Raw genomic sequence first — 24,744 nt, 5'->3', positions numbered from 1 at the left:
CACACGTCGCCGCACGCCCGGCTGACAGCCGACCGGGCACCGGGTGACACGGGGTGGCTGGTCGCACTGGACAAACAACAACCCCGCTCTCGGCGAGTAAAGGGGTGGGGGGTGGCTGGTCGCGGCGGACGAACAACAACTCCGCTCTCGGCGAATAAGGGGGTGGCTGATCGCAGCGGACGAGCAACAACCCCGCTCTCGGCGCATGAGCGGTTTACGGGCCGAGGGTGATGACGGCGAGGGTGGCTCCCAGCATCATCGCTGGGCCGAAGGGGATCTGGGACTCGCGCGTCCCGCGCCGGCTCAGCAGGACGAGCACCGCCACGGCCGCGTTGAGCACGAAGGCGAGCAACGTGCCGACCGCGACGTACGGCCACCCGAACCAGCCGAGGAACACCCCGACGACCGCCGCGAACTTCACGTCGCCCAGACCCAGACCCGACGGAGAGATGAACGCGAGCACGAAGTAGCCGACGACGAGCACGACGGCAGCGAGCAGCGCCCGACCCAGCGCCCCCCACCCCGCGCCGGACGCGGCCGCCACGACCAGCGGCGCCAGCAGCACGAGCAGCGTCCCCGCGACCAGCCGGTCGGGCAGCCGGCGGACGGCCAGGTCGACGACGGCGAGCAGCGCGCACCCCACCCCCGCGGCCGTGAACGCGACCAGCTCGGCGACGCCGTCGGCCAGGACGCCGGCTCCGAGCCCCGCCGCCCCGGCGAGGAGCACGTGGGGCCGGGACCGCACCGCCCAGGAGCCGGCCGGCACGAGGAGCGCCACCCGCGGGGTGAGCAGCCACGCGGCGGCAGCCGCGACAAGCGCGGTCCCCAGTGCCACGGCCCAGGACGGCTCGCTCACATGGCACCGAACGCCGCGACCATGCTCATGACCGCCGGTCCCATGACGACGATGAACAGCACCGGAAGGATGCAGAGCATGAGCGGGGCGAGCACCTTGACCGGGATCTTCTGGGCCTTCTCCTCGGCTCGCTGGCGCCGCTTGAGGCGCATCTCGTCGGCCTGGGTCCGCAGCACGTCCGCGATGGAGATGCCGTAGGCGTCGGCCTGGATGACGGCACGCACGAAGCGGCGCAGGTCCGGGACGGTCGTGCGCTCGGTCAACGCCTCGAAGGCCTGCCGGCGCGAGCGGCCCATCTGGACGTCCTGGAGGGTCCGGGCCAGCTCGTCCGCGAGCGCCCCGCGGCCGTTGTGGGCGGCCCGCGACATCGCGGAGTCGAACCCGAGGCCCGCCTCCACCGCGATGGTCATCTGGTCGAGCGTATCGGCGAGCGAGAGCTCGATCTGCTCGTTGCGCTTCTGCCCGGTGCTGTTGAGCAGCAGCTCGGGGAGGAAGTAGACGACCACGGTGACGAGCACCCAGACGACGCTGAGCAGCGGCGACGGGCTGCTGGCGAGCACGAGCACGTTGAGCAGCACGGCCGCCGGGACCCACACGAGCTTGAGGGTGAGCAGGGCGTCGAGCGACCAGCGGGCCGGACGACCGGCGAGCACGTGCTGGCGGTCGAGCACGCGCACGACGAGGTCGGGTGTGAGCCGGCGGGCGAGCGCCGTGAGCGCGCTGCGCCGCTCCTCCTCCGGCTGCTCCCCGTCGGGCACGGCGACGGCGCTCACCCGGTTGAGGTTGGCGAGCACCCGCCGGCGGTCGGGGTCGAGGGCGGGCCACACGGCCCAGGTGGCGAGGCCGACGGCGAGAGCCGTGAGCACGGCGGCGGTGAGGACGGTCGCGGACATGGTCAGAACTTGATCTCGACGGACTTCTTGAGCCACAGCCCGCCCGCGACGAGCAGGATGCCGCCGACGACGATCATGGCGTAGCCGATCGGACCCTCGGTGAACGGCGCGAGGTAGCCCGGGTTGGTGAGGAGGAGGAACCCGGCGACACCGAAGGGCAGGATCATCAGGATGATGGCGGAGAGCCGGCCCTCGGCGCTGAGCGTGGCGACCTGACGGCGGATCTCGCCCCGCTGCCGGATGGTGTCGGCCACGCCGTCGAGCACCTCGGCGAGGTTGCCACCGACCTCACGGTTGATGGCAATGGCCTGGGTGACCCAGGAGAAGTCGTCGCTGGCCATCCGCACGGCGGTGAGCCCCAGCGCGTCGCCGAGGTCGCGTCCGACCCGGGTCTCGTTGACGACGCGGGCGAACTCCTCGGCCGTCGGGCTGTCCGCCTCCCGGGCGACCGACGCGAGCGCCTGCGGGAGGCTGTGGCCGGCGCGGAGGTTGGAGGCCATGAGCTGGAGGGAGTCGTCGAGCTGCTCGGCGAACTGCTTCTGCCGCTTGCTGATCCGCCGTCCCAGGTGGATCCGCCACACGACCGGAGGGAGCGCGGCGAGGACCACGACGAGCAGCAGACCGCCGAGCAGCATCCCGATCGCCGCCCCGACGAGCGAGGCGACCAGGACGAGGAAGACGACGTCCTGCGGGCGCATCCGCACGGCGGCCAGCTCGAGGGTCGAGGCTCCCACCGGCGTCCCGCGCCGGCGCATCACCCGTCCGACCACCGCCGTCGCACCGGCGGCACCGCGCTCGAGGAGGCCCGGCTCGGGTGCCACGCCGGGACGGCGGCGCTCCACGGGGATCCGCACCGGCCGTGGGCCGAGCAGCAGCCACCCGGAGATGGCCGCGGCCGCCGCGGCGGCCAGCACGCCCACGGCGAGCACGGGATGCCCGAGGAGGCTGGCGATCATCGCGCGAAACCCGTCGCCGGCTGGGCGAAGATGTGCGGTGAGACGGTGATGCCGAGCTCGGCGAACCGGTCGGTGAACCGGGGACGGATGCCGGTCGACACCGGTCGGCCGCGGAAGCGGCCGCTCGGGTCGACGCCGGCGGCGTAGTCGAAGAGGAAAACGTCCTGGAGGGTCACGGTCTGGCCCTCCATGCCGTGCACCTCGGTGACCGCCGTGACGCGGCGGCTCCCGTCCCGGAGCCGGGTGAGCTGGACGAGGAGGTCGACCGCCGAGGAGATCTGCTCGCGGATCGCGCGCAGCGGCAGGTCCATGCCGGCCATGAGGACGAGGGTCTCGAGCCGGGCGATCGCGTCACGCGGGGAGTTGGCGTGCACGGTGGACAGCGACCCGTCGTGGCCGGTGTTCATCGCCTGGAGCATGTCCAGGCTCTCCCCGCCGCGGACCTCACCGACGACGATGCGGTCGGGCCGCATGCGCAGCGAGTTGCGCACGAGGTCACGGATGCTGATCTCGCCCTTGCCCTCGATGTTGGGCGGCCGTGACTCGAGGCGGACGACGTGGTCCTGCTGGAGCTGGAGCTCGACGGCGTCCTCGATGGTGACGATCCGCTCCCCCGCGGGGATGAAGGAGGACAGCACGTTGAGCAGCGTCGTCTTCCCGGTGCCCGTGCCCCCCGAGACGATGATGTTGAGGCGTGCCTCGACACAGGCGTGGAGCAGCTCCGCCATCTCGGGGGTGAGGGTGCCGAAGCCGATGAGGTCGTCGACGGTGAAGGGGTCCGCCGCGAACTTCCGGATCGTCAGCGACGAGCCGTTGAAGGCGAGCGGTGGGATGACGGCGTTGACGCGCGACCCGTCGGAGAGGCGGGCGTCCACCATCGGGGAGGACTCGTCGATGCGCCGTCCGACCCGGGAGACGATGCGCTCGATGACACGCCGCAGGTGCTCCTCGGAGGTGAACCGGCTGGTCGTCCGCTGGAGGCGGCCGGCCCGCTCGACGTAGATCATGTCCGCCCCGTTGACCATGATCTCGGTGACGGCCGGGTCGTCGAGCAGCCGCTGGAGGGGCCCGTAGCCGAGGACGTCGTCCCGGACCTCCTCGATGAGCCGGAGGCGCTCCTCCCGGCTGAGCGGGACCGACGCCTCCTCGACGACGGCGTTCAGCTCGCTCCGCACGAGGGCGTGGAGCTTGTCCTCCTCGAGGGAGGGGTCGTTGAGGCGGGCGCCGATGCGCTCGAAGAGGGCGTCGGCCGCGCGGTCCTTGAGCCGCCGCACCGCGTCGTCCGCGGGCTCGGACCGCTCGCGCGCGGGGGTGGTGACCCTGGGGGCGGCTGCCTGAGGTGGGGCCGTCGCGGCTTCCGGCGGCTCGGGGGCCGCCACGGGTACGGGCGTGGGTATCCCGGCGGCCGGGGTGGCGGGGGCCTGCGCGGCGCGCAGCCGTTCGGTCAGGCTCATCGCTGCCCCTTCCTCGCGCGCAGGTGCCGCCCGCCGCGCGGGACGCTCACGCCGTCGGGCAGCAGGTCGTCGACCAGCGGCGCCAGCGCCCGGGAGAGCGGGTCGCGCATCTGGGACTGCATGAGCGGGATCCCCAGGTTGAGGGAGGCCGGCGCGGCCTTCGACGTCGGCAGGGACGTCCCGACCGGCATGCCGAGGTTCGCCTCGACGTCGGCGCGGGTAAGCCCGTGGTCCCCGTCGGCGAAGTTGACGACGACGTGGTGCCCGTCGGCGAACATCTGCAGCTGGTCCAGCGCGTCGACGACCTTCCGCATGCCGCGCACACCCGGCACGCTCAGCGCCGTGATGAGCAGCGGGTCGGTCGTGCGGTCCAGCGCCGCGAGCGTGTGGTCCGACAGCCCCGGCGAGGTGTCGACGACGACGAAGGCGAACTCCGCGGCGAGCGCCTGGATCAGCCCGCTCACCTGCTCGCTGGTGATCCCGTCGGCGGCGGCCGGGTGCTCCGGTGCCGCGAGCACGTACAGCCCCGTCGGGTGGAGCGTGAGGTAGGTCTTGAGCGCGATGGTGTCCCCGGCGGCAGCACTCTGGAGCGCGTCGGGCACGGAGTACTCCGGGGTGAGGTTGAGCGCCGTCGCGACGTCCCCGAACTGCAGGTCGAGGTCGACGATGACGGTGGAGTGCGGCAGCGTGCGCGCGAGGGCGACGGCGATGTTCGTCGCCACGGTCGTCTTGCCGACGCCCCCCTTCGGGGACGCGACGGTGATGACCCGTCCGCTCCGTCCCGGCGCGGTGCCGGGTGTCGTGGCGCTCGGCGCCAGCCGGGCGACCCCGGCGGCCGCGTGGTCGAGCAGCCTGCGGATCTCGGCGGGCTCGGCGCCGGCCGGGATGAGGTCACGCACTCCGGCGCGCATCGCCGGCAGGCTCAGCGCCTCGGGCCGGTCGGTGAGCAGCAGCAGGCCGATGCCCGGAAGGGCGCCGTGGAACTGCTGGGCGAGGGAGAGAGTCGCCTCGGGGTCGGGCCGGGCGTCGACGACGAGGAGGTCGGGTGCGGGCGCCCCACCGAGCCGCCCGAGGAGGTCTGCGGGCCGCAAGTCGACAGGTCCCGGGAGGGTGAGATGGGCGCCGCCCGTCGCCTCGGAGAAGGTGCGCTCGACGTCGGGGGCCGCTCCCGCCAGCACGATGCGCGTCATGGCAGCAGGTCCTCCCGGTTGACCACGCGCGTCCCGTCCTCAGGTGCGTCTTTTGGTTCCAGCGAGAGCCAGATGCCGGAGAACTCGGCGGCGTTGACGACGATCTCCGCGTCGGTGGTGGGAACGGCGACCGTCACCATGAGGCTGTCCGCCGCTGCCTGGGTCGTCTCGCTGCCGTCCTCGTTCTGCACGACGGCGACGCCGCCCTGGACCCGAGTGACCAGCACCTTGTGGAGCCGCAGGTGCGTCTCGCCGTCGGAGCTGACGAACAGGCCCACCGTGTCCCCGGCCGCGATGTGCCCACCGAGGACACGCGCGACGGGGAGCTGCACGGTGACCTGGTGGTAGCCCTCCGGGACCGCGACCTCGCCGTCGGCGTCCTCCTCCTCGGGCGGCGCGAAACGGGAGGCGAGGAGCTGCTCGCCCGGCTGCAGCGCCGTCGTCGTCAGCTGGTTCTCCACCTGCTCGAGGGAGGTGACGCCGCCCGGGACGACCGCGGTGGCGGGGACCTCCTCCACGGCGAGGTGGTCGGTGAGCGCCTCGGCCGGGGTGCCCTCCGGGACCGGCTGGGTGACGACGAGGACGGAGACGGGGGACATCTCCGCCATCGCGCGCTGGTCGGCGCGGGCGACGTAGGCGATGACGAGGACGGCGGCGACCGCGGCGAGGAGGGTCGCCACGAGGCCGGCGATGAGTCGACGGGACACTGTGCTGCCTTACTCGGTGAGGGCCACGACGGCGGCCCCGAGGTTGGGGGCGTCGGGACTGAAGTCGAAGTCGTCGGACAGGTCGACGAAGCGGGTGAACCGTCCGCCGATGCACCTGTCGCTGCCGTCGCAGGGCGCGTCCGTGTACGGGAAGCGGTACTGGCCGGCGAAGTAGTAGGAGGTGAGCTCGAACGCGGCGTAGCCGTAGACGCGGTAGGCGCCGTTCGCGCCGGTGCCGCTCATGTCGTCGAAGACCGGGAGGAAGACGGTCTGCCCCACCCACTTGCCGAAGTCCTCGGGGACGCAGTCGCTCGGCGGGGTGTTGCCGGTGTCCGAGGACGCCCAGCCGTCGATCACCGTCACGGTCTGTCCGCACTCGCCGCTGGGCCGCAGCCAGCCGAAGCCGCCGGGGATGGGGTTGCCGGACTGGCCGTAGCAGTCGCTGCCGGAGTGCTTGGGGAACAGGATCGTGCGCGGGCTGGAGTCGACGGTGCCCGCCTCGAGGTCGCCGCCGAGCTGGGTGGTGAGTTCGCAGCGGGAGAAGATGAGCGGGAGCATCGCCTGGCCGCCGGTCGGGTAGCCCCAGCGGGCGCTGGCCCGGGCGGCGATCGGGGTCTGGTCGATCCCGAGCACCGGGGCGAACCAGTGCTCGCGGACCGTCGTCGTCTCCACGGTCACCGTGCCGGCGGCCTCGTCGAGCGCGACGACGGTGCCGGTCGCGTCGCCGTCGTTGATGTTGGCCACGGCCATCGCCTGGGCGGTCGCCGGGGCCAGCTCGCACTCCCCGCGCGCACAGTCCTGCGCGGCAGCGATCGCGCCGGCGTCGGCGCCGGTCTGCAGCTGCTGCTCGTCGGCGTACATGGCCGCGACGTCGATGGCGATCGCCGCGACGGCCACGAGGGGCACCATGAGGAGCGCGACGATGGCGGCGGTCGCGCCCCTGTCGTTGTTCCTCAGCCGTTGCATCGCATGGTTCCTCTACCGGTGAGCGTGATGTCCCCGATGCCGCCGAGCAGCTCCATCGGGTAGGTGATGGTCACCGTCGCCGACCGCGGTCCCGTCCCGCCGGCGCAGGTCGACGGCGTGATGGCGATCTGGGAGTCGTCGAGGGTGATGGAGGGCGAGGCGGCGGCGACCGCCGCCTCCCGCGCCGACGCGGCGCTGTCGGCGCCCTGGTGCAGGGCCACGACGCGCACCGCGTCGCGAGCGGCGTTGGAGAGGACGGACTGGACGTGGAAGGCGTGCCCGTAGGCGATGATCCCGAGCACCAGGGCGACGAGGACCGGCAGGACGATGGCGAACTCGACCGCGGCGGCGCCGCGGTCACGCGGTGCTCGTCGGGCTGAGCGTCCGGTCACGTCCAGGAGCCTTCCCTCGGTGGTGGTGACGGGCGGGAAAGGCCGCCGGTGGCGCATGTGTGGAGGTCATGCGCCACCGGCGGGGGGTGGAGCGGGTCAGTTGCCGCCCTCGACGGCGGGGGCGTCAGGAGCGTTCTCGATGATCTCAGTGTTGACGTCCGTGAACAGTCCGCTAAGGGTGTCGCCGAGGACGACGACCGCTCCGATGATGACGACGGCGATGAGGCCGACGATGAGGCCGTACTCGACGGCGGTGGCGCCACGGTCCTTGCGGTCCTCGAAGCGGTCGCCGACGAGCGCGACGAGGGTGGCGATGTAGGCGCTTGCACGGTTCATGGTGGTTCCTTCGTGTGAGTGCGTCGGGCCGGGCCGGCCCACTGGTGCTCCCGGTCGTGGGGTCGGGCGCTGGTACCACCCTCACCCCTACTTGCCGACTCGGCAATCCTCCCTTAGGAGGATTTTGCCTAGTCGGCATTTTTGCCGGTCATGCATCTATTGGCGGCCCTCCCCGCAGGGACGGTCGCTTGCCGTAGTGAGAACTCTCGGTGTCCTACATTCCTCATCGGCAAGGTTGCGAAGGATGTAAGGGTTCTCGGCGGGCATCTTCTTGGCTACGCTCGCGGCATGGACGCCGAGGTGGGACTGCGCGAGCTCAAGAAGCAGATGACGCGGGAGGCCATCGCGAACGCGGCGCTCAAGCTCACGGTCGAACGCGGCATCGGCACCGTCACGGTCGAGGAGATCGCGCGAGAGGCCTTCGTCTCTCCCCGGACGTTCTCCAACTACTTCCCGTCGAAGGAGGACGCCGTCCTCGCGGCAGGAACCGCGGGCGTCATGGAGGTCCTCGACCAGTTCAGCGCCGACAACGGCGAGGAACCGCCCCTCCAGCTGCTCTGCCGGCTCGTGAGCGACTACGCCGGCGCCCATCCCGACCACCTGCGGCACATGGCGCAGCTCATCGAGCTGGAGGCGGACAACCCGTCCCTCAAGCCGGTCCGGGCGGCCCGACAGGCGGAGTTCGAGGACCTCCTGCGCGAACGCGTTGCCAGCCGCGTCGGGATCGACGACGAGACCGACCTCTACCCCGCCCTGGTCGCGTCGGCCGCCGTGTCGGCGATCATGACCGCCCTCATCCTCTGGACGCGCAGCGACCTCCCGGAGACACGCCTCCGCGACATGCTCGAGGACGCCTTCAACATCGTCACGGCCGGCTACCCCCACCGGCACGCCACGGACGCGAGGACCGCCCCGGTCTGAGGGCCCCGGACCGCCGGGCGCCAGCGCTCACCGCCCTTTCGGCAGGGAGGGCAATCGGCCGGGCTCAGCGCGCGGTGCGGAGGGCGCGCAGGGCGATGAGCGCGGCGACCACCATGAGGACGACGCCGATCGCCGAGGTGATGACGACGCCGGAGTCGAAGGCGTGCTGCGCGGAGTCGAGCAGCGTCCGGGCGAGCCCGTCCGGCAGCCCGCCCGCGACCTCGGTCGCACCGCCCAGCGTCTCCCCCGCCGCCCGGGCGTCACCGGCAGGCAGCCCGTCCGGCACCGCCACGTTCGTCCGGTAGACCGCGGTGAGGATGCTGCCCAGCACCGCGGTGCCGAGCACCGAACCGAGCTCGTACGCGGTCTCCGAGACGGCGGACGCCGCACCGGCCTTCGCGGCGGGGACGCTGGACAGGATGAGGTCGTTGGAGATCGTCTCCGCCGCCCCCACGCCCGCCCCCAGGACGACGAAGGCGACGAGCAGCCCGACGTCGGAGCCGGCGGTCCCGCTCGCGAGAACCACCCCGTAGCCGACGGCGTTGAGGAGCAGCCCACCCGCGACCACCAGCGCCGGCCGCACGTGCCGCACGACCCGCACCACCGCCAGCCCGGCCACGACGGTCACCACGAGTCCCGGGACGAGGAAGAACCCGGCCTCCATCGGGCTCCGCCCGCTCACCAGCTGGAGGTGCTGGGAGACGAAGAAGATGAACCCGACCAACGAGAAGACGCTGAGCAGGTTCGCAGCGACCGAGCCGCTGAACACCGGGTTGGTGAAGAGCCGCACGTCGAGCAGCGGCACCGGCCGGCGCAGCTGGCGCCTGACGAAGCCGTACCCGACGAGCAGCGCGAGCAGGATCGGCACGAGCCCGCCGGGTCCCCACCCGTGCTCGGCGAGCCGCTTGATCCCGTAGACCAGCGGCACCATCGTCCCGAGCGACAGTGCGATGCTCACCGGGTCGACCGGTCCCGGATGCGGGTCGCGCGACTCCGGGACGACGACGGGCCCGAGCAGCAGGAGCGGCACGAGCACCGGGACGGCGAGGAGGAACACCGAGCCCCACCAGTAGTGCTCGAGCAGGAAGCCGCCGACGATCGGCCCGAGGGCCGCACCTCCGGAGAAGCCCGCCGCCCAGATGGCGATCGCCGTCCGGCGCTGCACCGGGTCGACGAAGATGTTCCGGATCAGCGAGAGCGTCGCCGGCATGAGCATCGCACCGAAGAAGCCCAGCGCCGCCCGGGCGGTGATGAGCAGCGGCGCGCTCGGCGCGAAGGCCGCGACCGCGGAGACGACCGCGAAGCCACTGGCCCCGACGAGCAGCAGCCGCCGGCGGCCCACCCGGTCCCCCAGGCTGCCCATCGGGACGAGGAGGCCGGCGAGGACCAGCGGGTAGACGTCCACGATCCACAGCAGCTCGGTGCCGCCGGGCCGCAGCGACTCCGAGATCGCCGGGACGGCGAACGCGAGCACGGTGTTGTCCACCGCGACCAGCAGCACGGGCAGCATGAGCACGACCAGCGCCGCCCAGGGACGGCGAGCCGGCGAGGCGGGCGACTGGACGCGCGGGACTGAGGTGGAAGCCAAGGACTCCTCCGGGGGCGTACGACGGGCAGCAATCTGCGCCGTCGGAACTGTACCGTCTGGACGGTACAGCGCGCGGATGAGTACCGTCACACACATGTCGGCACGAGACACGATCCTGGACGCCTTCGAGAACCTCCTCGTCGAGGACGGTGAGCGGGCGGCGACCCTCGACGCCGTCGCTGCGCGGGCCACGGTGTCCAAGGGCGGCCTGCTCTACCACTTCAAGAGCAAGGACGCGCTCGTCGAGGGGCTCCTCGACCGGCTCACGCAGCTCGCGGCGGCCGACGCCGACGCCATGCGCGCCGACCCGCGCGGACCCTCGGCGTACTACGTGGACACGTCGGTCTGGGCAGGGTCTGCGCTCGACCACGCCCTCGTCGCCACGGCGCGGCTCGTGCAGGAGGCACCGCACGCGCGCGAGACGATGCTGGCGGTCCACCGCGCCTGGTACTCCCTCATCCTCGACGAGGTCGGCGACCGCGCCGTCGCCCGGGCGATCATGCTCATCGGTGACGGCCTGTACTACAACGCCGTCCTGACGGGCGAGAGCACCTCCGACGACGCCGCAGGCACCGAGTCACAGGACCGTGCCGAGCTGATGGAGGTCGTGGCGCTGCTCAAGGCGCAGGCCGCCAGCCGCGGCTGACACGCCGGCCGGCCAGCTGCGGCGGGCCGCGGGGCGTCTCCGCATCCGGCCGCCGGCGCACGGTCGAGGAGATCCTGCGACCATTGGTGCCGGGACGGGTCGATGGTCGCGGACCGCACGACCGCCCACCGCCGTCACCTGACGTCGATCGAGAGAGCCAGAGGAGCAGCCGACATGTCGCTGACCGTCGCCGTCGCGCAGTTCGCGCCGACCGCCGACAAGGCCGCCAACCTGTCCGTCATCGCGGACCTCCTGCGGCAGGCGTCCCGGCGAGGAGCCCGCCTCGTCGTGCTCCCCGAGTACTCCGTCTTCACCGTCCCGGCAATGGACGAGCGCTTCGTCGAGAGCGCCGAGCCGCTCGACGGCCCCACCGTCGCACGTCTGGCCGAGCTCAGCCGCGAGCTCGACCTCACGGTCGTCGCCGGCGTCAACGAGACCGGTGACGCCGACCGCATGCGCAACACGCTCGTCGGTCTGCAGGCCGGCGAGCTCAAGGCCGTCTACCGCAAGACCCACCTGTACGACGCCTTCGGCTACAAGGAGTCCGACCGCGTCATCGCGTCCGACCTCGGCCGGCCCGAGCTGCTCGAGGTCGACGGTTTCACCGTCGGGATGCAGACCTGTTACGACCTGCGCTTCCCGGAGGTCACACGCACGCTCGTGGACGCCGGCGCGGACGTCGTCGCACTCCCGGCCGAGTGGGTCCCCGGGCCGCTCAAGGAGTACCACTGGAACACCCTCGTGCGCGCGCGGGCGATCGAGAACACCGTCTACGTGCTCGCCGCCGACCAGTGCGCGCCCACCGGGGCGGGCAACAGCGCCGTCGTCGACCCGATGGGTGTCGCGCTCGCCGGGGTGGGCGAGGTGCAGGGACTGGGCGTCGCCGTCGTCGAGCGTGAGCGCCTGGACCAGGTCCGCACCGTCAACCCGGCCCTGGACCTGCGCCGGTACCGCGTCGTCCCCCGCTGAGGCCGTCCGGGAGCGCCCGTCGGCGCGCCGCGGCGGGTAGGACGCGGCTCCCGCAGCGAGGACGACGACGGCACCCAGGCCGCGCCGTCGTCGTCGGGCAGCACACGCTGCCGCACCCCTCGGCCTCGCGGGACGGGGTCGTGCCGGTGCCGGTCCCGCCTCAGCCCTTGAGCCCGGTCTGGGCCAGCCCCTGGATGAACTGCCGCTGGGCGAAGATGAACACGACGAGCACCGGGATCACCGTGAGGGTCGTCGCCGCCAGCTGGACGTTCCAGATCGGGCCTCCGTAGGCGTCGACGTACTGGGTCAGCGCCTGCGGCAGCGTGAAGTTCTCCCGGCTGGAAAGGAACACGATCGGTTCGAGGTACATGTTCCACGACTTGAGGAACATGAAGATCGCGACGGCGGCCACGGCCGGGCGGGCGAGCGGGAAGGCGATCCGCCAGAAGATCCCGAACCGGCTGAGGCCGTCCATCCGGCCCGCCTCCTCCAGCTCCCCCGGCAGCGCGAGGAAGAACTGGCGCATGATGAACGTCGCCAGCACGCTCGGTGCCCCAAAGATCGGGATGAGCACCAGGGGCCAGTGCGTGTCGATGAGCCCGGCGGAGTTGACCATCCGGAACAGCGGCACGATCGTCACCTCGATGGGCACGAGCAGCCCCACGAGGACGAGCACGAACAGCACGTTCGCGCCCGGGAACCGCACCCGGGCGAAGGCGTAGCCGGCCATCGAGGAGAACAGGATCGTCCCGACAGTCACGAGCGTCGCGATGTACAGGCTGTTCCAGTACTGCTGGGCGAAGGGCTGCAGCTCGAAGACCTGTCGGTAGGGCTCGAGCGAGGGTGCGGCGGGCCACAGCGTCGGCGGGACCCGCAGGATCTCGCTCGTCGTCTTCATGCTCGACGTCGCCATCCACCACGTCGGGAAGACGAACGGCACCGCCGCGACGGCCATGACGGCCACCAGCACCCAGCGCCACGGACGCCGTCGGGAGGGTCGCCGCTCCGGCGTCGTGTCCGGTTCCGGGGCGAAGGTCGTGTCCCCCACGGCTCGGTCGACCACGTCAGACTTCATGGAACACCCACCGCTTTCTGGTCTGCCACTGCACGAGGGTCAGGGCGAGCACGATGACGAAGAGCAGGACGGCGATCGCGCTGGCGTACCCGAACTGGTTGAACTCGAAGGCCTGGCGGTACAGGTAGTACACGAGCACCGTCGTCGAGCTCCCCGGCCCGCCCTGGGTGAGCACGTCGATGAGCGCGAAGGTCTCCAGCGACCCGACGATGGTGAGGATCGAGACGAGCAGCAGCGTCGGGGAGATCATCGGGATGGTGATCGACCAGAACCGCCGCCACGCGCCCGCGCCGTCGAGCGTGGCCGCCTCCTGGATCTCCTCCGGCACGCCCTGGAGCGCCGAGAGGAACAGGATCATGTTGAGGCCGACGTTCTTGAAGACCTGGACGACGACGACGGCGACCATCGCCGTGACGTTGTTGCGCAGCCAGTTGGGGCCGTCGGCGCCGAGCATCCCGAGGAAGGAGTTGATGCCGCCGTCGGCCTGGAGCAGGAAGCCCCACACGATGGTCCACGCGACGAGGGAGACGACGACCGGGGAGAAGAACGCGACGCGGAAGAAGGTGGTCCCGGGCAGCTTCTGGTTGAGCAGCACCGCAAGGAACAGCGCGAGGCTGATGTTGAGGACGACGACGCCCACGGAGAACCACGCGCTCGCGACGAGCGAGTCGTGCAGGGAGGCGTCCGCGAGCATGCGCTCGTAGTTCTCGGCCCCGGCGAAGGTGAAGGTATTGGCCAGGACGTTCCACTCGTGCAGCGAGTACCAGATGACCGCGACGAGCGGACCGATGACGAACGCCAGACCGCCGAGGACGACGGGCGCGGTGAAGGCGTAGCCCCAGGCGGCGTCGCGCCGCCGCCAGGCGGACCGGCGCTGTGGCCGGCCCGCCTGGCTCCGGGTGAGGACAGCCATCAGTCCGCGAGGAGCGGCTCGATCGCCGAGCAGACGTCGCCGAGCACGCTCTCGACATCGGCGGACGGGTTCCACAGCGCGTCGAGCTCGCCGCGGACAGCGGCGTCGAGCTGGGCGAAGTTGCGGTGCGCCGGCTTGGCCTGCGCCCCCACGATCCCCTCGACCACGGCCGACTCGAGCTGTTCGGGCGAGAAGGCCGGGTTCGCGTCGCCGAGCACCTCGGTGGTGAGCAGCGACTCACGCGGCGGCGGGAAGTAGGCCGCGAGCTTCTCGGCGCTCTCCGGGCTGGTGAAGTAGGCGAGGAAGTCCGCCGCGACCTCCGGGTTCTCGGCGTTCTCGAGGACGCCGATGCCGGCCTGGCCGATGACGTTCTGCTGACCGGCAGGGCCGGCCGGGAGCGGGAGGACGTCCCACTCGAAGGAGCCGTCGAGGGAGGCGGCGCGGGAGATCTGGGTGATCGTCATCGTCACGTCACCGGCGAAGAAGTCCGCACTCGTGCCCGGGCCCGGCATGGCGCCCTGCTCGAAGGCGGCGTCGTGGAACCAGGTCATCGCCTCGACCATGGCGGGGTCGGTGAAGGTGCACTGGGTGCCGTCCTCCGACCAGGGAGCGGCGTCCCAGCCGCCCCACACGGTGGCGAGGTTGCCCCACCCGGCGTAGTCGAAGTCACGCACGACCATCCCGGAGCCGCCGAGCTGCTCGGCGCTGGCCGCGGAGATGTCGCGGGCGGCGTCGAAGGTCCACTCCCCCGCGGCGAGCAGGTCGCCCGGGTTGTCCTGGCCCGACTCCGCGATGCGGTCGGTGTTGACGAACATGACGAACGGCGAGTTCGAGAACGGGTAGGCGAACAGGCCGTCGTCGGCGGACCACAGCTCGAGGGCGGAGTCGAGGAGGTCGTCGTACTCGTAGCCCTCGGTGCCCTCGAGCGTCGGCCTGATGTCGGCGAGGGCGCCGCTCTCGACGAACTCGGGGGCCGAGCTCTCGAAGATCCAGGCGAGGTCCGGCGCGTTGCCGCCGGCCAGCTGCGTGGTCAGGGTGGTGGTGTAGTCCTCGAAGGGCAGCGGCTCGAAGGTCACGCTGGCGACCTTGTCCGGGTTCTCCTCGATGTAGTCGGCCGCGATCTCGTCGAAGAGGGCCAGCTGGCTCTCGTCGGCGGTCCACACGGTCATGCGCAGGTCGACGGGCGAGTCGGGGGCGGCGTCCGACCCGCCGGTGTCGCCGTCGTCGTCGGCGCTGCCGCAGGCCGCGAGCGACCCGACGACGAGGACGGCGAGAGTCGTGACAAGAGTTCGACGGTGAACCATCTTCTCTCCTTCTTTCCGGGGTGTGCCGAGCGCCGGACGGCGTCGGAGGACGGTGCTGCGGGACCGTGCCGGGTCAGTAGCCATAGACACCGTCCGGCCAGTGGAGCTCCACGCCGTCGGCGACGAGCCGCGACTGGAGCTGGTCGACGAGGGCGGGGGTGCCGTGGACCTCGTGGGGGGTGGTGCGGTCGGTGAGCGAGGTGGCGGCGAGCACGCCGGCGACCTCGCCGATGTTCCACTCCACCGGGTGCAGGCGGTAGCAGCCGTTGGTGATGTGGGTGGTCCCGATGTTCTTCGCCGCCGCGAGCAGGTTCGTCACCCGCTGCGGGATGAGCGCGCCGAGCGGGATCTCGAAGGGCGCGGAGCCGACGTCGATGTAGTTGTCGCCGCCGGTGGAGGGGTGCAGGTCGATGCGGTACATGCCCACGCCGACGCTGTCCGGGTACCGCCGCGACCCCTGGTCGCCGCGGATCGCGAGCGAGACGTCCTGCTCGCGGATGGTCTCCAGGGCCCGGATCCGCCGGCCCTCGCGGTGGTAGGGGGCCATCGCCAGGCCGTCCTCGGTGCCCATGACGTCGGGCCGCAGGCGCAGCCCGGGCCAGCCGTGGCCACCGTCGGGGCGCGGCGCCTCGGTCTGCATCCAGTAGAACATCGACAGGCTCAGCTGGCGGGCGTCCGCGAGGCGGGCCGCGGCCACGTCCTCGTCCACGTCGAGGACGTGCTCCTCGAAGTAGTCGATGCTGGGCCAGTTCACCAGGGTGATGTCGCTGCCGTAGGTCCCCGGCTCGAACAGGTCCTTGGCCGCGATGCGCCGGAACGTCCACAGGTTGCCGTCACCCGGGTTGAGGCTCTGGTCGGCGAAGACGGACAGCGCCTGGTCGCCGGGGTTCGGCTCGAAGTGCCGTTCGGTGATCTCCAGCGTCCGGGGGTGCGGTGCGGTCCAGCTGAGCAGGTTGCCGCCCCAGAAGTCCGGGCGGACCGAGCGCCAGTGGTCGTACTGGGCGGGCTTGTCGATGGTGTGGTCACCCTCGACGTGGTCCACCGCGAAGCAGATCGACAGCGCCTGGACGTTGTCCGGCTGCGCCTGGGCCGGTGCGCTGGGCTCCCCGGTCTCGGCGGAGGACTCGAACCCGGTGACGTACTCGGTGCCGGACAGCGGCAGGAGGTCACCGGTCTCGGTGGCGTCCAGCACGTAGTCGGCGGCGATCACCGTGCGGTCCCCGGTGCGCAGGTCCTCGACGGTGACGGCGCGGATAGCGTCCCCGTCCATCTCGCAGGCGACCGGTCGGTGCTCCAGGAGGATGCGGATCTTCCCGCCGGAGACGTAGGGCGCGAGCATCTCGTCCAGGACGGCCACGCCGACGCGCGGCTCGTGGCAGAGCTTGCTCACCCACCCGGCGCCCGGGTTGAGGTCGCTCTTCTGACGTGCGGCCGCCTTGAGCGGGTAGTTCCGGCGGTAGTAGTCACGGATGCCGTCGCGGAACCGGCGGTAGCTGGCTGTGCAGCCGAAGTCCTCGATCCACGGGTGCTCGTCCGGCGGGACGGCCTGCGACGTCGACTGGCCGCCGAGCCAGGCGAACTCCTCGGTGAGGACGACCTCGGCTCCGTGCCGCGCGGCGCCGAGCGCCGCCGCCACACCACCGAGCCCGCCACCGACGACGAGGACCTGGGTACGTAGTTCCACCACTTATGCCTTTCCGTTGCTCTTGGGCCGGGACTCCGGCGACGTGCACGGGGCGACCGTCGCCCCGGGAGTGAGGGTGCAGGGGATGCTCACCTGCAGGGCCGAGGGGTCCGGCGGGTCCGCGGCGAGCTGGCGGAGCACGATCCGCAGGGCCTGTGCGCCCATCTCCCACCGCGGGATGAGGAAGCCGCTCCAGTCGATGTCCTCACCGTTGGGCCGTTCCGGGTCGCCGAGGCGGGCGATCGACAGGTCCTCCGGGACGCGCAGGCCGCGGGCGATCGCGGCGCGACGCAGCGGCGCACCGAGGTCGGAGGTGACGAGCGCCGCGGTCACCCCCGATCCCCGGAACGTGTCGAGCAGCTGGCCCGAGTCGAGCTCGGGGGCGTCGAAGGTGACCGGCTGGAGCCCGGCGGCGGCCATGCCGTCGCGGTAGCCACGCGCCCGGTCCTCGATCGACTCGTGGCCCGTGAACTCGTTGACCAGCACGATCCGCCGGTGCCCCAGGTCGAGCAGCCTCTCGACGACCGCCCGGGTGGCGTCCCCGTAGGCCGCGGCGGCGTACGGCGCCTGCCCGCCGGGAGCCTCGCGGCGGCCGACGAAGGCGAACGGGAAGTCCTGGCGGAGCAGCTCGGCGAGGTCCTCGGGATAGCTTCGGCGTCCGAGGAGGACGCAGCCGTCGGCCACCCTCAGCCGCGCCACCCGCCCGGTGGACACGAGGCTCTTGCCCGTCCGGCCGGACATCGAGGTGAACATGAGGAGGTCGACCCCGGAGCGCTCGGCCTCGTCCTCGACGCCCTCCATGAACGGGTAGTAGAAGTCGCCGGCCGCGTGCGGGAAGACCGGCTCGTAGGTGTAGACGCCGACGATCGAGCTCCGCCCGCCGGCGAGCCGCTGGGCGCTCGGGTTGGCGGCGTAGCCGGTGACGGCGATGGCGTCGAGCACGCGCTCGCGCACCTCCGCGCTCACCCGGCGCTGGGCGAGGCCGGTGCCGTTGAGCACCATCGAGACGGTCGTCTGGCTGACGCCCGCCAGGCGCGCGACATCCGCCTGCGTCGCGCGCCGTCCCTTGACCACCATCTCGTCCCCTTCGACCGTGTGGTGGCCCAGGCAACTGGGTTTTGCGTAAAACTACAAGCACGGTCCATCGGCGGTGCGCGTCGTGCGTTTGGCGTAGGATCTGATTTGCCCGCCGGGACCTCTTGCTGTTTTACGCACAACTCATTTCACTGCGCTGGTATGCGCTCCCGCTTGCGCGGCCGGCCCCACGAGGGCGTCGGGCCTCGCGGCGCGGCGCAGGCGCCCCACCACGGCGCCCGTCACCGAGGACTATCGAGCCGGCCCGCACCGATGCGGACGGCGCAGGAGGTCACGGCATGAGGACACGACACACCCGGCGGCCGTCGCTCACCGCGGCGGCCCTGGCCCTGCTGCTGGGCGGTGCCGGACTGGCCGCCCTTCCCGCGGCTGCCGCACCGGATGAGGACGGGTCGGCGACGACACCGAGCCAGCAGGACCTGCCCGTCTTCGAGTACCAGGGGATCGTCACCGACAAGGAGGCGATGGCTTACAACCCGACGGACGAGTACATCTTCCCCGGCGTCTTCCACGCCGGTGCGCACCTGGAGGACCCGCTCGGCGAGTGGTACCTCTACCTCGCACCGCACGACGCGCCGGGCGGGATCGTGCTCATGTACGCCGACTCGCTCGCCGGCCCGTGGACCGAGCACCCGGGCAGCCCGCTCATCGCCAACGAGTGGGCACCGCACTACTCCGTCTCCCACGTCTCCACGCCGGAGCCGTTCTGGCACCCGACCGAGGAGCGGCTCTACCTGTACTTCCACGGGGAGAACACCACCACCCGCTACGCGACGTCGTCCGACGGCGTCTCCTTCGACTACGGCGGCGTCGCCGTGACGGCGGCCGACGGCGGAGAGGGCATCTCGGAGACCTCCTACGCGCGGGTGTTCGAGCACCCGGACCCCGACTCTGCCTACGACTACGCCATGTTCTACATGGACAACACCCCGCAGAACATCCGCCGGATCCGCGTGGCGGAGTCCCACGACGGCCGTGAGTGGGACGTGCGCCCCGACCCGCTCGTCGTCCCGGGTGCCGCCGAGGGGCAGAACGTCTCCAGCGCGAACCTCTGGGAGTGGGAGGGCCAGCTCTACGTCATCTACCACGCGTCGTCGGGCAAGATCCACGCCCGCACCGTGAACGACTCGCTGACGGAGACGGGCCCGACCTGGACGCTGCACGAGTCCACCGGCGTCGGTGAGGACACCGGCCGCGTGGCAGCGCCCGACATCGTCTCCGGCGAGACCGGGACCTACCTCTTCTACGAGTCGGGCGACCGGCTCGGCGCCACGATCATGTACGCGCAGCTCGACCCCGACGCCGTCCGGGACCCCGGCCCGCAGCCGGACCCCGACCCGCTGCGCCAGCAGTGCAGCGGCGCGGCGTCCGACGAGTTCCAGGCCGACGCCCTCGACGAGAACCTGTGGAGCTCCACGATCCGCGGCGACGCGAGCCGGCACGAGCTGCGCGACGGCTCCCTCGTGCTGCCGACCTACCGCGCCGGCGTCAACGGCGCCCCGCTCCTGCTCCAGGACCTGCCGGAGGGCGCCTGGGAGGTGACGACCGAGGTGACGGTCGACCCGACGGAGCGGTTCCAGCAGGCCGGGCTGCTCCTGTACGCCGACGACAGCAACTACGCCAAGCTCGACCTCGTCCACGGGTCGGCCGGCCTGCGCCTGGAGTACATCCTGCGGCGCAACGGCAGCGACCGGAACACCGGCTTCGACTCGATCGCCCCAGGCGCCCAGCTGGGCGAGACGTTCTGGCTGCGGCTGACGAGTGACGGCAGCACCGCGGTCGCGTCCGTGTCCTTCGACGGTGAGACCTTCGCGCCGTGGGGCCGCCCGGTCGACCTGGACGCCCTGGCCCCCGTGGCCGTCGGCCCCTTCGCCATGCGCGGGGCGACCGACGCCCCGGAGATCGAGGCCTCCTTCGCCTGGCTGCGCTGGACGCCCACGGCGGACGAGCAGGCGGCCTGCGACGAGGACGACTCCCCGGCGTCCGCGGCGGCGCTCGTCGGGGAGCTCGCCGGCTCGCTGGACGGCTACGTCGCGGACGGGGAGGTCGCCGGTCCCCTGACGCACCGGCTCGCGAACGCGGTCGCCCAGGCCGGACACCACCTCGCGGGCGAGCGGCTCACCCCGGCGGCCCGCGCCGTCGAGCGCTTCACCCGGCACCTGGAGCACCCGGCCCCGCCGGACACGCTGAGCGACCGCGCCGCCGACGACCTCGGTGACCAGGCCGCGGCGATCCTCACCCTGCTCCGCGGGTAGGTCGGGGCCGACAGGCGGTCGACGATCGCCGAACGGCGCAGCGGGTGCCCCTCGTCGGACGAGGGGCACCCGCCCATCGGTGCCGGCGACTCAGCCCAGGCGCGCGACGACGTCGCTCGCCCGGGTGCGCAGGTCCTCCCGAGCCTCGTCGGTCAGTGTGTCGGGCCGTTTCGGGGTGTCGAGGTGACGGGTGAAGCGCTCGAGCGCGGCGGCGGCCGGAGCGGTCCGCCCTCCCTCGAGGTGCCGCTGCGCCTGGTCCGCCGAGCTCTGCAGCTGGTGGGCGATCGGCCCCGCCACCTCACCGGCGGACACGTAGCCCCGGACGGAGGCCGAGAGCTCCGCCGCGGCGGAGGCGGGGGACGGTGCCCACAGCTCCTCGAGCAGGACGTTCGCCAGGTCGGTGTTGTCGAGGTACGCGCCGCGAACCTCGTCCGTGCCGGTCGCGCGGGCAAGCAGCGTGTCGGCGCCGATGCCCTTGGCGAAGACGGGGACGAGCGCGTTGGTGTGGTTGCCGGAGTACCAGTCGACGACGGGCAGCTCTCCGGCCGCGCCCGTCATCGGCGTCCACGTGGGGTCGGAGTCCGCGCCGGCGAGGTAGCCGGTCTCGTGGTCCGCGGTGACGATGATGAGCGTGTCCTCCCAGGCGGCCTCCGACTCCGCGGACTCCACCCACTCCACCGCCGCCTCGACGGCGGCGTTGAAGTCCTGTGTCTCCTCGATGTTCCGCGCGGTGTCGTTGGCGTGGCCGGTCCAGTCGATCGCCCCGCCCTCGACCATGAGGAAGAATCCGTCGTCGTCCTGCTCGAGGACGTTGATCGCCCCCTCGGTCATCGTGGGGAGGTCGGGGACGCCCGCGTTGAGCGGCGTGTCGTACGGGAGGTTCTCCTCCCCCTGGACGGCGCGGCCCTGCTGGAGGGTGGAGGCGACCTGCGCGAGGCCGAACACCCGCTCGGGCACGTCCTCGCCGGCGGCCAGCGCCTCGAAGGCGGCCTCGTCCTCGATGAAGGTGAGTCCCGTCCTGCCGTCCTTCGCCCGGGCGTAGTCCGCCTCGGTCAGATAGGTGTAGCTCGGCGCGGCGAGACGGTTGTTGGAGTCGTCGAACTCCGGGTGGCCGGCGCCCATGATCACCGAGAGGTCGCTGTCGAGCATCTCGGTGGCAACGCCGTGGTAGTCGTTCCGGTCGGCGTTGTGCGCCACGTAGCTGGCCGGGGTGGCGTGGCTGAACGGCACCGACGACACGACCCCGGCGGAGCGGCCCGTGGCGATCGCGCGCTCGCTGAGGTTCTCGATGCGGTTGCCCTCGTGGTCCAGGCCGATGACACCGTTGAGGGTCTTGACCCCCGTGGCGAGCGCGGTGCCCGCCGCGGCGGAGTCGGTGGCGTTCTCCCGGACATAACCGAAGTCCGCCCACGCGCGCTGCGGGTCGTAGGAGTTGCCGTACTGGTGGGTGGCCATGGCCACCGCGTCCCACGTCTCGTACACCTGCACCGCCTCGCCCGGGAGCGCCCGCACACCACCGCTGGCGTCGGTGGAGACCTGGTAGTCGGTCTGGCCGGTCTCGAAGAGGTTGGTGCTCGCCACGTGGTTGTAGCCCATCCCGTCTCCGATGAAGACGATGACGTTGTCCGGTCCGGCGGGGGCCGTGCTCGGCGCCGCCACGGCGGCGCCGGCTGGCAGTGCCAGCGCGACCAGACCTGTGGTGATCAGTCCGCGGCGCGTCCAGCCGCAGGCTCGGTGACCCATGTGGTCCTCACTCTCAGCTCGCTCGGTACCCGCGACATGCGGGTACTGCGACGCTAGGAGCCGCGGGTGAACGTCCCACCACCACCGGGTCAACTCGCGGCGAACGCACGACGGCGGCGACGAGCCGCCGGGGCGGCCTCCGCCGGGTCAGACCCACCGGAGGCCACCCGTTCCTCACTCCTCGGCCGGGCGCACGACGGCCGACCCCGGGGCACCGTCGCCCGGGCGCTCCTCGCGCTCGACGCCGATGGTCGCCCGCGTCAACAACGCGGCGACCGCCCCGACGGCGACGAGCACCGGCGCGACGGCCGCGGTGATCGCGGTGACCGCGACGCCCGCGGTCAGCGGGATCTCGAGGAGGGTCTCGCCCTTCTCGTTCTTGATGAAGACCCGCCGGACGTTGCCCTCGCGGATGAGCTCCCGGACCTTCGTGACGAGCTCGTCGCCCGAGACCTTGAACTCCTCGTACCAGGTGCTGGACTGGTTCACCGCTGCTCCTCTGCCTCGACCGTCCCGCGCCATGCGACGGGGATGTCCGACGAGGCTGGCACCGAGGCAGGGGCGCTGTCCGCCCTATTTCCCGCCCGCGACGGCGTCCGCCGTGCTCGGTTGACAAGCGCGTGGGGCCGCTGCCAGGGTGTCGCCACCCCGGAATCGTTTCCAACACAGGTGATCACTGGCCTGGAAACGTTTCCGAGGCCGGATCCGCCACCCTCCGCGGCGCCCCCGCGGACGACACGACTTCAGCGACGAAGGGCAGGGACAGTGACACCACCGCGCACCACCCTCGTCCAGGTCGCCCAGCGTGCCGGCGTCTCGCTGGCCTCGACGTCGCGGGCCCTGCACGGCACCGGCGCGAGCAGCGAGATGGTCGAGCGCGTCCGCACCGCCGCCGCCGAGCTCGGCTACCGGCCGCACGCCACCGGGCGGTCGCTGCGGATGCAGCGCACCTTCCAGGTCGCCTTCGCCGTCGCCGACATCGGCAACCCGGTCTACGTCGAGATGCTCACCGCGATCCACGAGGTCCTCTCCCCCCACGGCTACCGCATCGTCGTCACGAGCACCGGGGACACCGTCGCCTCGACGGTCGACCTCGTGCGGAGCCTGGACAGCGGCTTCGTCGACGGCATGGTCATCAGCCCGCTCCGTGTCGACGACGGGTTCGTCCGGGCCGTCCGCGAGGCCGCCGTGCCCGTCGTCGTCATCGGACGCGCCCTGGCCGCCCACGGCATCGACTCCGTCTCGACCGACTCCGCCGGGGGGATCGGCGCGGCCGTCACCCACCTGCTCGCTGCCGGCCGGCGGCGCATCGGTTTCCTCAACGGCCCGCTCGACACGACGCCGGGCGAGTCCCGGCAGCGCGGCTTCGACGCGGCGACCACGGCCGCCGGCTTCAGCGCCGAGCTCACCGAGACCGAGCTCGCCGAGGACTTCACCGTGGCCGCCGGCGTCGACGCTGCCCGCCGGCTCCTCGACCGCGTCGCGAGCGCGGGGACCGCGCTCGACGCGATCGTCGCCGCGAACGACCTCCTCGCCATCGGGGCCATCCGCGCGGCGCGCGAACGGGGCCTCTCGGTCCCCGGCGACCTCGCCGTCACCGGCATGGACGACACCGAGATCGGCCGTGTCTTCCAGCCCAGCCTCACCAGCGTCTCGCTCGACTCGGCACGACGCGGCCGGCTGGCGGCCGAGCTCGTCCTCGGCCTGCTCGACGGCGGGGCCGAGCAGGGCCAGCACCTCACCGTCCGCCCCGAGCTCGTCGTGCGCGAGTCCTCGGTCCCCGCGGCCGGCACGAGCACCGCCCCTACCCGTCAGGAGGACGCATGACGGCACCGACCCTCGCCGCGGGCGCCACCCCCAGCGCACCGGCACCCCGGCCCGACCGGCGTCCCCAACGGCGCCGCAGCGGGCTCGAGCGGGCTCGCCGCCGGGAGGCGGCCGCACTGGTCATCCCCTCGCTCATCCCGATCCTCGTGCTCAGCGTCGCACCGCTCCTCATCGGCGTCGCGCTGGCCTTCACCGACGCCCGCCTGGTGCGGCAGCCGGAGTACGCGTTCGTCGGCGCCGACAACTTCGCCCGGCTGATGGACAACTCCTTCTTCTGGGACTCGTTCCGCATCGGCATGGTGTGGGCGGTGTCGGTGACCCTGCTCCAGCTGCTCGCCGCGATGGGCCTGGCGCTGCTGCTCAACTCCGGCCTGCGGCTCCAGGGCCTCACCCGCGTCCTCGCCCTCATCCCGTGGGCGATGCCGCCGGTGGTCGTGGCGATCATGTGGCAGATGATCTACTCGCCGAACGCGGGCCCGCTCAACGCGGTCCTCGGGGGCGTCGGCCTGCCGGACAACATCAACTGGCTCGCGGACTTCTCCACCGCCCTGCCCGCCGTCATCGTCGTCGGCGTCTGGGTCGGCATGCCGCAGACCACCGTCACGCTGCTGGCGGGCCTCCAGCAGATCCCCGGCGAGCTGCACGAGGCCGCGTCGATGGACGGCGCGAACGCGTGGCGCCGGTTCACGGCCGTCACGTGGCCCAGCCTGCGTCCGATCGTCACCTCGATCACCTCGCTGAACTTCATCTGGAACTTCAATTCCTTCTCCCTGGTCTACGTCCTCACCGAGGGCGGGCCGGGCGGCCGGACGATGCTCCCGATGCTCTTCACCTACCTCGAGGCGTTCAAGAACCGGAACATCGGCTACGCCGCGGCGATGGGCGTCGTCCTCGTCGTCGTCGTCGTCATCCTGCTCACCGTCTACCTGTGGTCGCAGTTCCGCGAGGACCGACCCGTGAAGAAGGGCTGAGGC

23 protein-coding genes are annotated in these 24,744 nt (G+C 72.0%); 6 read left to right on the top strand and 17 right to left on the bottom strand.

The features are described 5' to 3' along the window. Nucleotides 1-214 precede the first annotated feature (214 nt). The 9 genes from VR894_RS04530 to VR894_RS04490 all read right to left on the bottom strand — a co-directional run bounded on the left by VR894_RS04530 (nt 215) and on the right by VR894_RS04490 (nt 7,750). Entirely contained in the window at nt 215-856 is a 642-nt protein-coding gene (locus tag VR894_RS04530) for an A24 family peptidase (RefSeq protein WP_324650157.1), read from the bottom strand. Further along, the gene (locus VR894_RS04525; protein WP_324650156.1) at nt 853-1,749 is read right to left on the bottom strand and encodes a type II secretion system F family protein; all 897 of its coding nucleotides are present in this window, start codon (nt 1,747-1,749) and stop codon (nt 853-855) included. The genes VR894_RS04530 and VR894_RS04525 overlap by 4 nt, the downstream gene beginning before the upstream one ends. Before the next feature lie 2 nt (nt 1,750-1,751). Continuing rightward, entirely contained in the window at nt 1,752-2,705 is a 954-nt protein-coding gene (locus tag VR894_RS04520) for a type II secretion system F family protein (RefSeq protein WP_324650155.1), read from the bottom strand. Next, nucleotides 2,702-4,159 (bottom strand): CpaF family protein, encoded by a 1,458-nt coding sequence (locus VR894_RS04515; protein WP_324650154.1) that lies wholly within the window; start codon nt 4,157-4,159, stop codon nt 2,702-2,704. Before VR894_RS04515 ends, VR894_RS04520 begins: the two co-directional genes overlap by 4 nt. After that, a complete protein-coding gene (locus VR894_RS04510; protein ID WP_324650153.1) occupies nt 4,156-5,349 on the bottom strand; it encodes an AAA family ATPase in 1,194 nt (397 codons plus the stop codon). The genes VR894_RS04515 and VR894_RS04510 overlap by 4 nt, the downstream gene beginning before the upstream one ends. Then, nucleotides 5,346-6,056, bottom strand: coding sequence for a Flp pilus assembly protein CpaB (cpaB, locus tag VR894_RS04505; protein ID WP_324650152.1), 711 nt, complete (start codon nt 6,054-6,056; stop codon nt 5,346-5,348). Before cpaB ends, VR894_RS04510 begins: the two co-directional genes overlap by 4 nt. Before the next feature lie 9 nt (nt 6,057-6,065). Further along, complete coding sequence (locus VR894_RS04500; RefSeq protein WP_324650151.1) at nt 6,066-7,022, bottom strand: pilus assembly protein TadG-related protein; 957 nt, start codon at nt 7,020-7,022, stop codon at nt 6,066-6,068. Then, the gene (locus VR894_RS04495) at nt 7,010-7,414 is read right to left on the bottom strand and encodes a TadE family protein (RefSeq protein ID WP_324650150.1); all 405 of its coding nucleotides are present in this window, start codon (nt 7,412-7,414) and stop codon (nt 7,010-7,012) included. Before VR894_RS04495 ends, VR894_RS04500 begins: the two co-directional genes overlap by 13 nt. Before the next feature lie 96 nt (nt 7,415-7,510). Then, a complete protein-coding gene (locus tag VR894_RS04490) occupies nt 7,511-7,750 on the bottom strand; it encodes a Flp family type IVb pilin (protein ID WP_324650149.1) in 240 nt (79 codons plus the stop codon). A 288-nt stretch (nt 7,751-8,038) separates the two neighbouring features. Between VR894_RS04490 and VR894_RS04485 the strand changes: the two genes are divergently transcribed. Continuing rightward, nucleotides 8,039-8,671, top strand: a complete 633-nt coding sequence (locus VR894_RS04485; RefSeq protein WP_324650148.1) for a TetR/AcrR family transcriptional regulator — start codon at nt 8,039-8,041, stop codon at nt 8,669-8,671. Nucleotides 8,672-8,735: 64 nt separating this feature from the next. On the opposite strand, the gene VR894_RS04480 is transcribed toward VR894_RS04485, so the two are convergent. Further along, nucleotides 8,736-10,181 (bottom strand): MFS transporter, encoded by a 1,446-nt coding sequence (locus VR894_RS04480; RefSeq protein ID WP_324650167.1) that lies wholly within the window; start codon nt 10,179-10,181, stop codon nt 8,736-8,738. A gap of 172 nt (nt 10,182-10,353) precedes the next feature. On the opposite strand from VR894_RS04480, the gene VR894_RS04475 reads away from it, so the two are divergent. Both VR894_RS04475 and VR894_RS04470 read left to right on the top strand, forming a co-directional pair. After that, nucleotides 10,354-10,905 carry a helix-turn-helix domain-containing protein gene (locus VR894_RS04475; protein WP_324650147.1) on the top strand — a complete coding sequence of 184 codons (552 nt, stop codon included), beginning with the start codon at nt 10,354-10,356 and terminating at the stop codon, nt 10,903-10,905. Between the two features lie 174 nt (nt 10,906-11,079). After that, nucleotides 11,080-11,874, top strand: coding sequence for a carbon-nitrogen hydrolase family protein (locus tag VR894_RS04470; RefSeq protein WP_324650146.1), 795 nt, complete (start codon nt 11,080-11,082; stop codon nt 11,872-11,874). A gap of 160 nt (nt 11,875-12,034) precedes the next feature. Here VR894_RS04470 and VR894_RS04465 read toward each other — a convergent pair whose 3' ends face one another. From VR894_RS04465 to VR894_RS04445, 5 genes are all read right to left on the bottom strand, one after another. After that, on the bottom strand, nt 12,035-12,949 hold the full coding sequence (locus VR894_RS04465; protein ID WP_324650145.1) for a carbohydrate ABC transporter permease: 915 nt from the start codon (nt 12,947-12,949) through the stop codon (nt 12,035-12,037). Then, nucleotides 12,939-13,862, bottom strand: a complete 924-nt coding sequence (locus tag VR894_RS04460; RefSeq protein ID WP_324650144.1) for a sugar ABC transporter permease — start codon at nt 13,860-13,862, stop codon at nt 12,939-12,941. The genes VR894_RS04465 and VR894_RS04460 overlap by 11 nt, the downstream gene beginning before the upstream one ends. Continuing rightward, on the bottom strand, nt 13,862-15,166 hold the full coding sequence (locus VR894_RS04455; RefSeq protein WP_324650143.1) for a sugar ABC transporter substrate-binding protein: 1,305 nt from the start codon (nt 15,164-15,166) through the stop codon (nt 13,862-13,864). The genes VR894_RS04460 and VR894_RS04455 overlap by 1 nt, the downstream gene beginning before the upstream one ends. 73 nt (nt 15,167-15,239) lie before the next feature. Next, nucleotides 15,240-16,850 (bottom strand): FAD-dependent oxidoreductase, encoded by a 1,611-nt coding sequence (locus VR894_RS04450; protein ID WP_324650142.1) that lies wholly within the window; start codon nt 16,848-16,850, stop codon nt 15,240-15,242. Between the two features lie 3 nt (nt 16,851-16,853). Continuing rightward, nucleotides 16,854-17,927, bottom strand: coding sequence for a LacI family DNA-binding transcriptional regulator (locus VR894_RS04445; RefSeq protein ID WP_324650141.1), 1,074 nt, complete (start codon nt 17,925-17,927; stop codon nt 16,854-16,856). A gap of 296 nt (nt 17,928-18,223) precedes the next feature. On the opposite strand from VR894_RS04445, the gene VR894_RS04440 reads away from it, so the two are divergent. Continuing rightward, the gene (locus VR894_RS04440) at nt 18,224-20,200 is read left to right on the top strand and encodes a DUF1349 domain-containing protein (RefSeq protein WP_324650140.1); all 1,977 of its coding nucleotides are present in this window, start codon (nt 18,224-18,226) and stop codon (nt 20,198-20,200) included. Between the two features lie 90 nt (nt 20,201-20,290). Here VR894_RS04440 and VR894_RS04435 read toward each other — a convergent pair whose 3' ends face one another. Together VR894_RS04435 and VR894_RS04430 are read right to left on the bottom strand one after the other, a co-directional pair. Continuing rightward, entirely contained in the window at nt 20,291-21,943 is a 1,653-nt protein-coding gene (locus tag VR894_RS04435; RefSeq protein WP_324650138.1) for an alkaline phosphatase, read from the bottom strand. A gap of 174 nt (nt 21,944-22,117) precedes the next feature. Then, nucleotides 22,118-22,432, bottom strand: coding sequence for a DUF4342 domain-containing protein (locus VR894_RS04430; protein WP_324650137.1), 315 nt, complete (start codon nt 22,430-22,432; stop codon nt 22,118-22,120). Between the two features lie 276 nt (nt 22,433-22,708). Here VR894_RS04430 and VR894_RS04425 point away from each other — a divergent pair, with 276 nt between their 5' ends. Beyond that, complete coding sequence (locus VR894_RS04425) at nt 22,709-23,770, top strand: LacI family DNA-binding transcriptional regulator (RefSeq protein ID WP_324650135.1); 1,062 nt, start codon at nt 22,709-22,711, stop codon at nt 23,768-23,770. Then, on the top strand, nt 23,767-24,741 hold the full coding sequence (locus tag VR894_RS04420; RefSeq protein ID WP_324650134.1) for a sugar ABC transporter permease: 975 nt from the start codon (nt 23,767-23,769) through the stop codon (nt 24,739-24,741). Before VR894_RS04425 ends, VR894_RS04420 begins: the two co-directional genes overlap by 4 nt. Nucleotides 24,742-24,744 lie beyond the last annotated feature (3 nt).

This window comes from Georgenia sp. H159, from assembly GCF_035607575.1.
Lineage (GTDB): Bacteria > Actinomycetota > Actinomycetes > Actinomycetales > Actinomycetaceae > Oceanitalea.
This window is presented reverse-complemented; position numbering and strand designations above follow the sequence as displayed.

What these genes read in the sequence shown, in the direction of transcription:
- VR894_RS04470 (WP_324650146.1), top strand. Translation starts at nt 11,080, where the DNA reads ATGTCGCTGACCGTCGCCGTCGCGCAGTTCGCGCCGACCGCCGACAAG.
- VR894_RS04480 (WP_324650167.1), bottom strand. Translation starts at nt 10,181, where the DNA reads ATGCTGCCCGTGCTGCTGGTCGCGGTGGACAACACCGTGCTCGCGTTC.
- VR894_RS04465 (WP_324650145.1), bottom strand. Translation starts at nt 12,949, where the DNA reads ATGAAGTCTGACGTGGTCGACCGAGCCGTGGGGGACACGACCTTCGCC.
- VR894_RS04490 (WP_324650149.1), bottom strand. Translation starts at nt 7,750, where the DNA reads ATGAACCGTGCAAGCGCCTACATCGCCACCCTCGTCGCGCTCGTCGGC.
- VR894_RS04460 (WP_324650144.1), bottom strand. Translation starts at nt 13,862, where the DNA reads ATGGCTGTCCTCACCCGGAGCCAGGCGGGCCGGCCACAGCGCCGGTCC.
- VR894_RS04445 (WP_324650141.1), bottom strand. Translation starts at nt 17,927, where the DNA reads ATGGTGGTCAAGGGACGGCGCGCGACGCAGGCGGATGTCGCGCGCCTG.
- VR894_RS04435 (WP_324650138.1), bottom strand. Translation starts at nt 21,943, where the DNA reads ATGGGTCACCGAGCCTGCGGCTGGACGCGCCGCGGACTGATCACCACA.
- VR894_RS04485 (WP_324650148.1), top strand. Translation starts at nt 8,039, where the DNA reads ATGGACGCCGAGGTGGGACTGCGCGAGCTCAAGAAGCAGATGACGCGG.
- VR894_RS04500 (WP_324650151.1), bottom strand. Translation starts at nt 7,022, where the DNA reads ATGCAACGGCTGAGGAACAACGACAGGGGCGCGACCGCCGCCATCGTC.
- VR894_RS04440 (WP_324650140.1), top strand. Translation starts at nt 18,224, where the DNA reads ATGAGGACACGACACACCCGGCGGCCGTCGCTCACCGCGGCGGCCCTG.
- VR894_RS04520 (WP_324650155.1), bottom strand. Translation starts at nt 2,705, where the DNA reads ATGATCGCCAGCCTCCTCGGGCATCCCGTGCTCGCCGTGGGCGTGCTG.
- VR894_RS04420 (WP_324650134.1), top strand. Translation starts at nt 23,767, where the DNA reads ATGACGGCACCGACCCTCGCCGCGGGCGCCACCCCCAGCGCACCGGCA.
- VR894_RS04510 (WP_324650153.1), bottom strand. Translation starts at nt 5,349, where the DNA reads ATGACGCGCATCGTGCTGGCGGGAGCGGCCCCCGACGTCGAGCGCACC.
- VR894_RS04475 (WP_324650147.1), top strand. Translation starts at nt 10,354, where the DNA reads ATGTCGGCACGAGACACGATCCTGGACGCCTTCGAGAACCTCCTCGTC.
- VR894_RS04525 (WP_324650156.1), bottom strand. Translation starts at nt 1,749, where the DNA reads ATGTCCGCGACCGTCCTCACCGCCGCCGTGCTCACGGCTCTCGCCGTC.
- VR894_RS04455 (WP_324650143.1), bottom strand. Translation starts at nt 15,166, where the DNA reads ATGGTTCACCGTCGAACTCTTGTCACGACTCTCGCCGTCCTCGTCGTC.
- VR894_RS04515 (WP_324650154.1), bottom strand. Translation starts at nt 4,159, where the DNA reads ATGAGCCTGACCGAACGGCTGCGCGCCGCGCAGGCCCCCGCCACCCCG.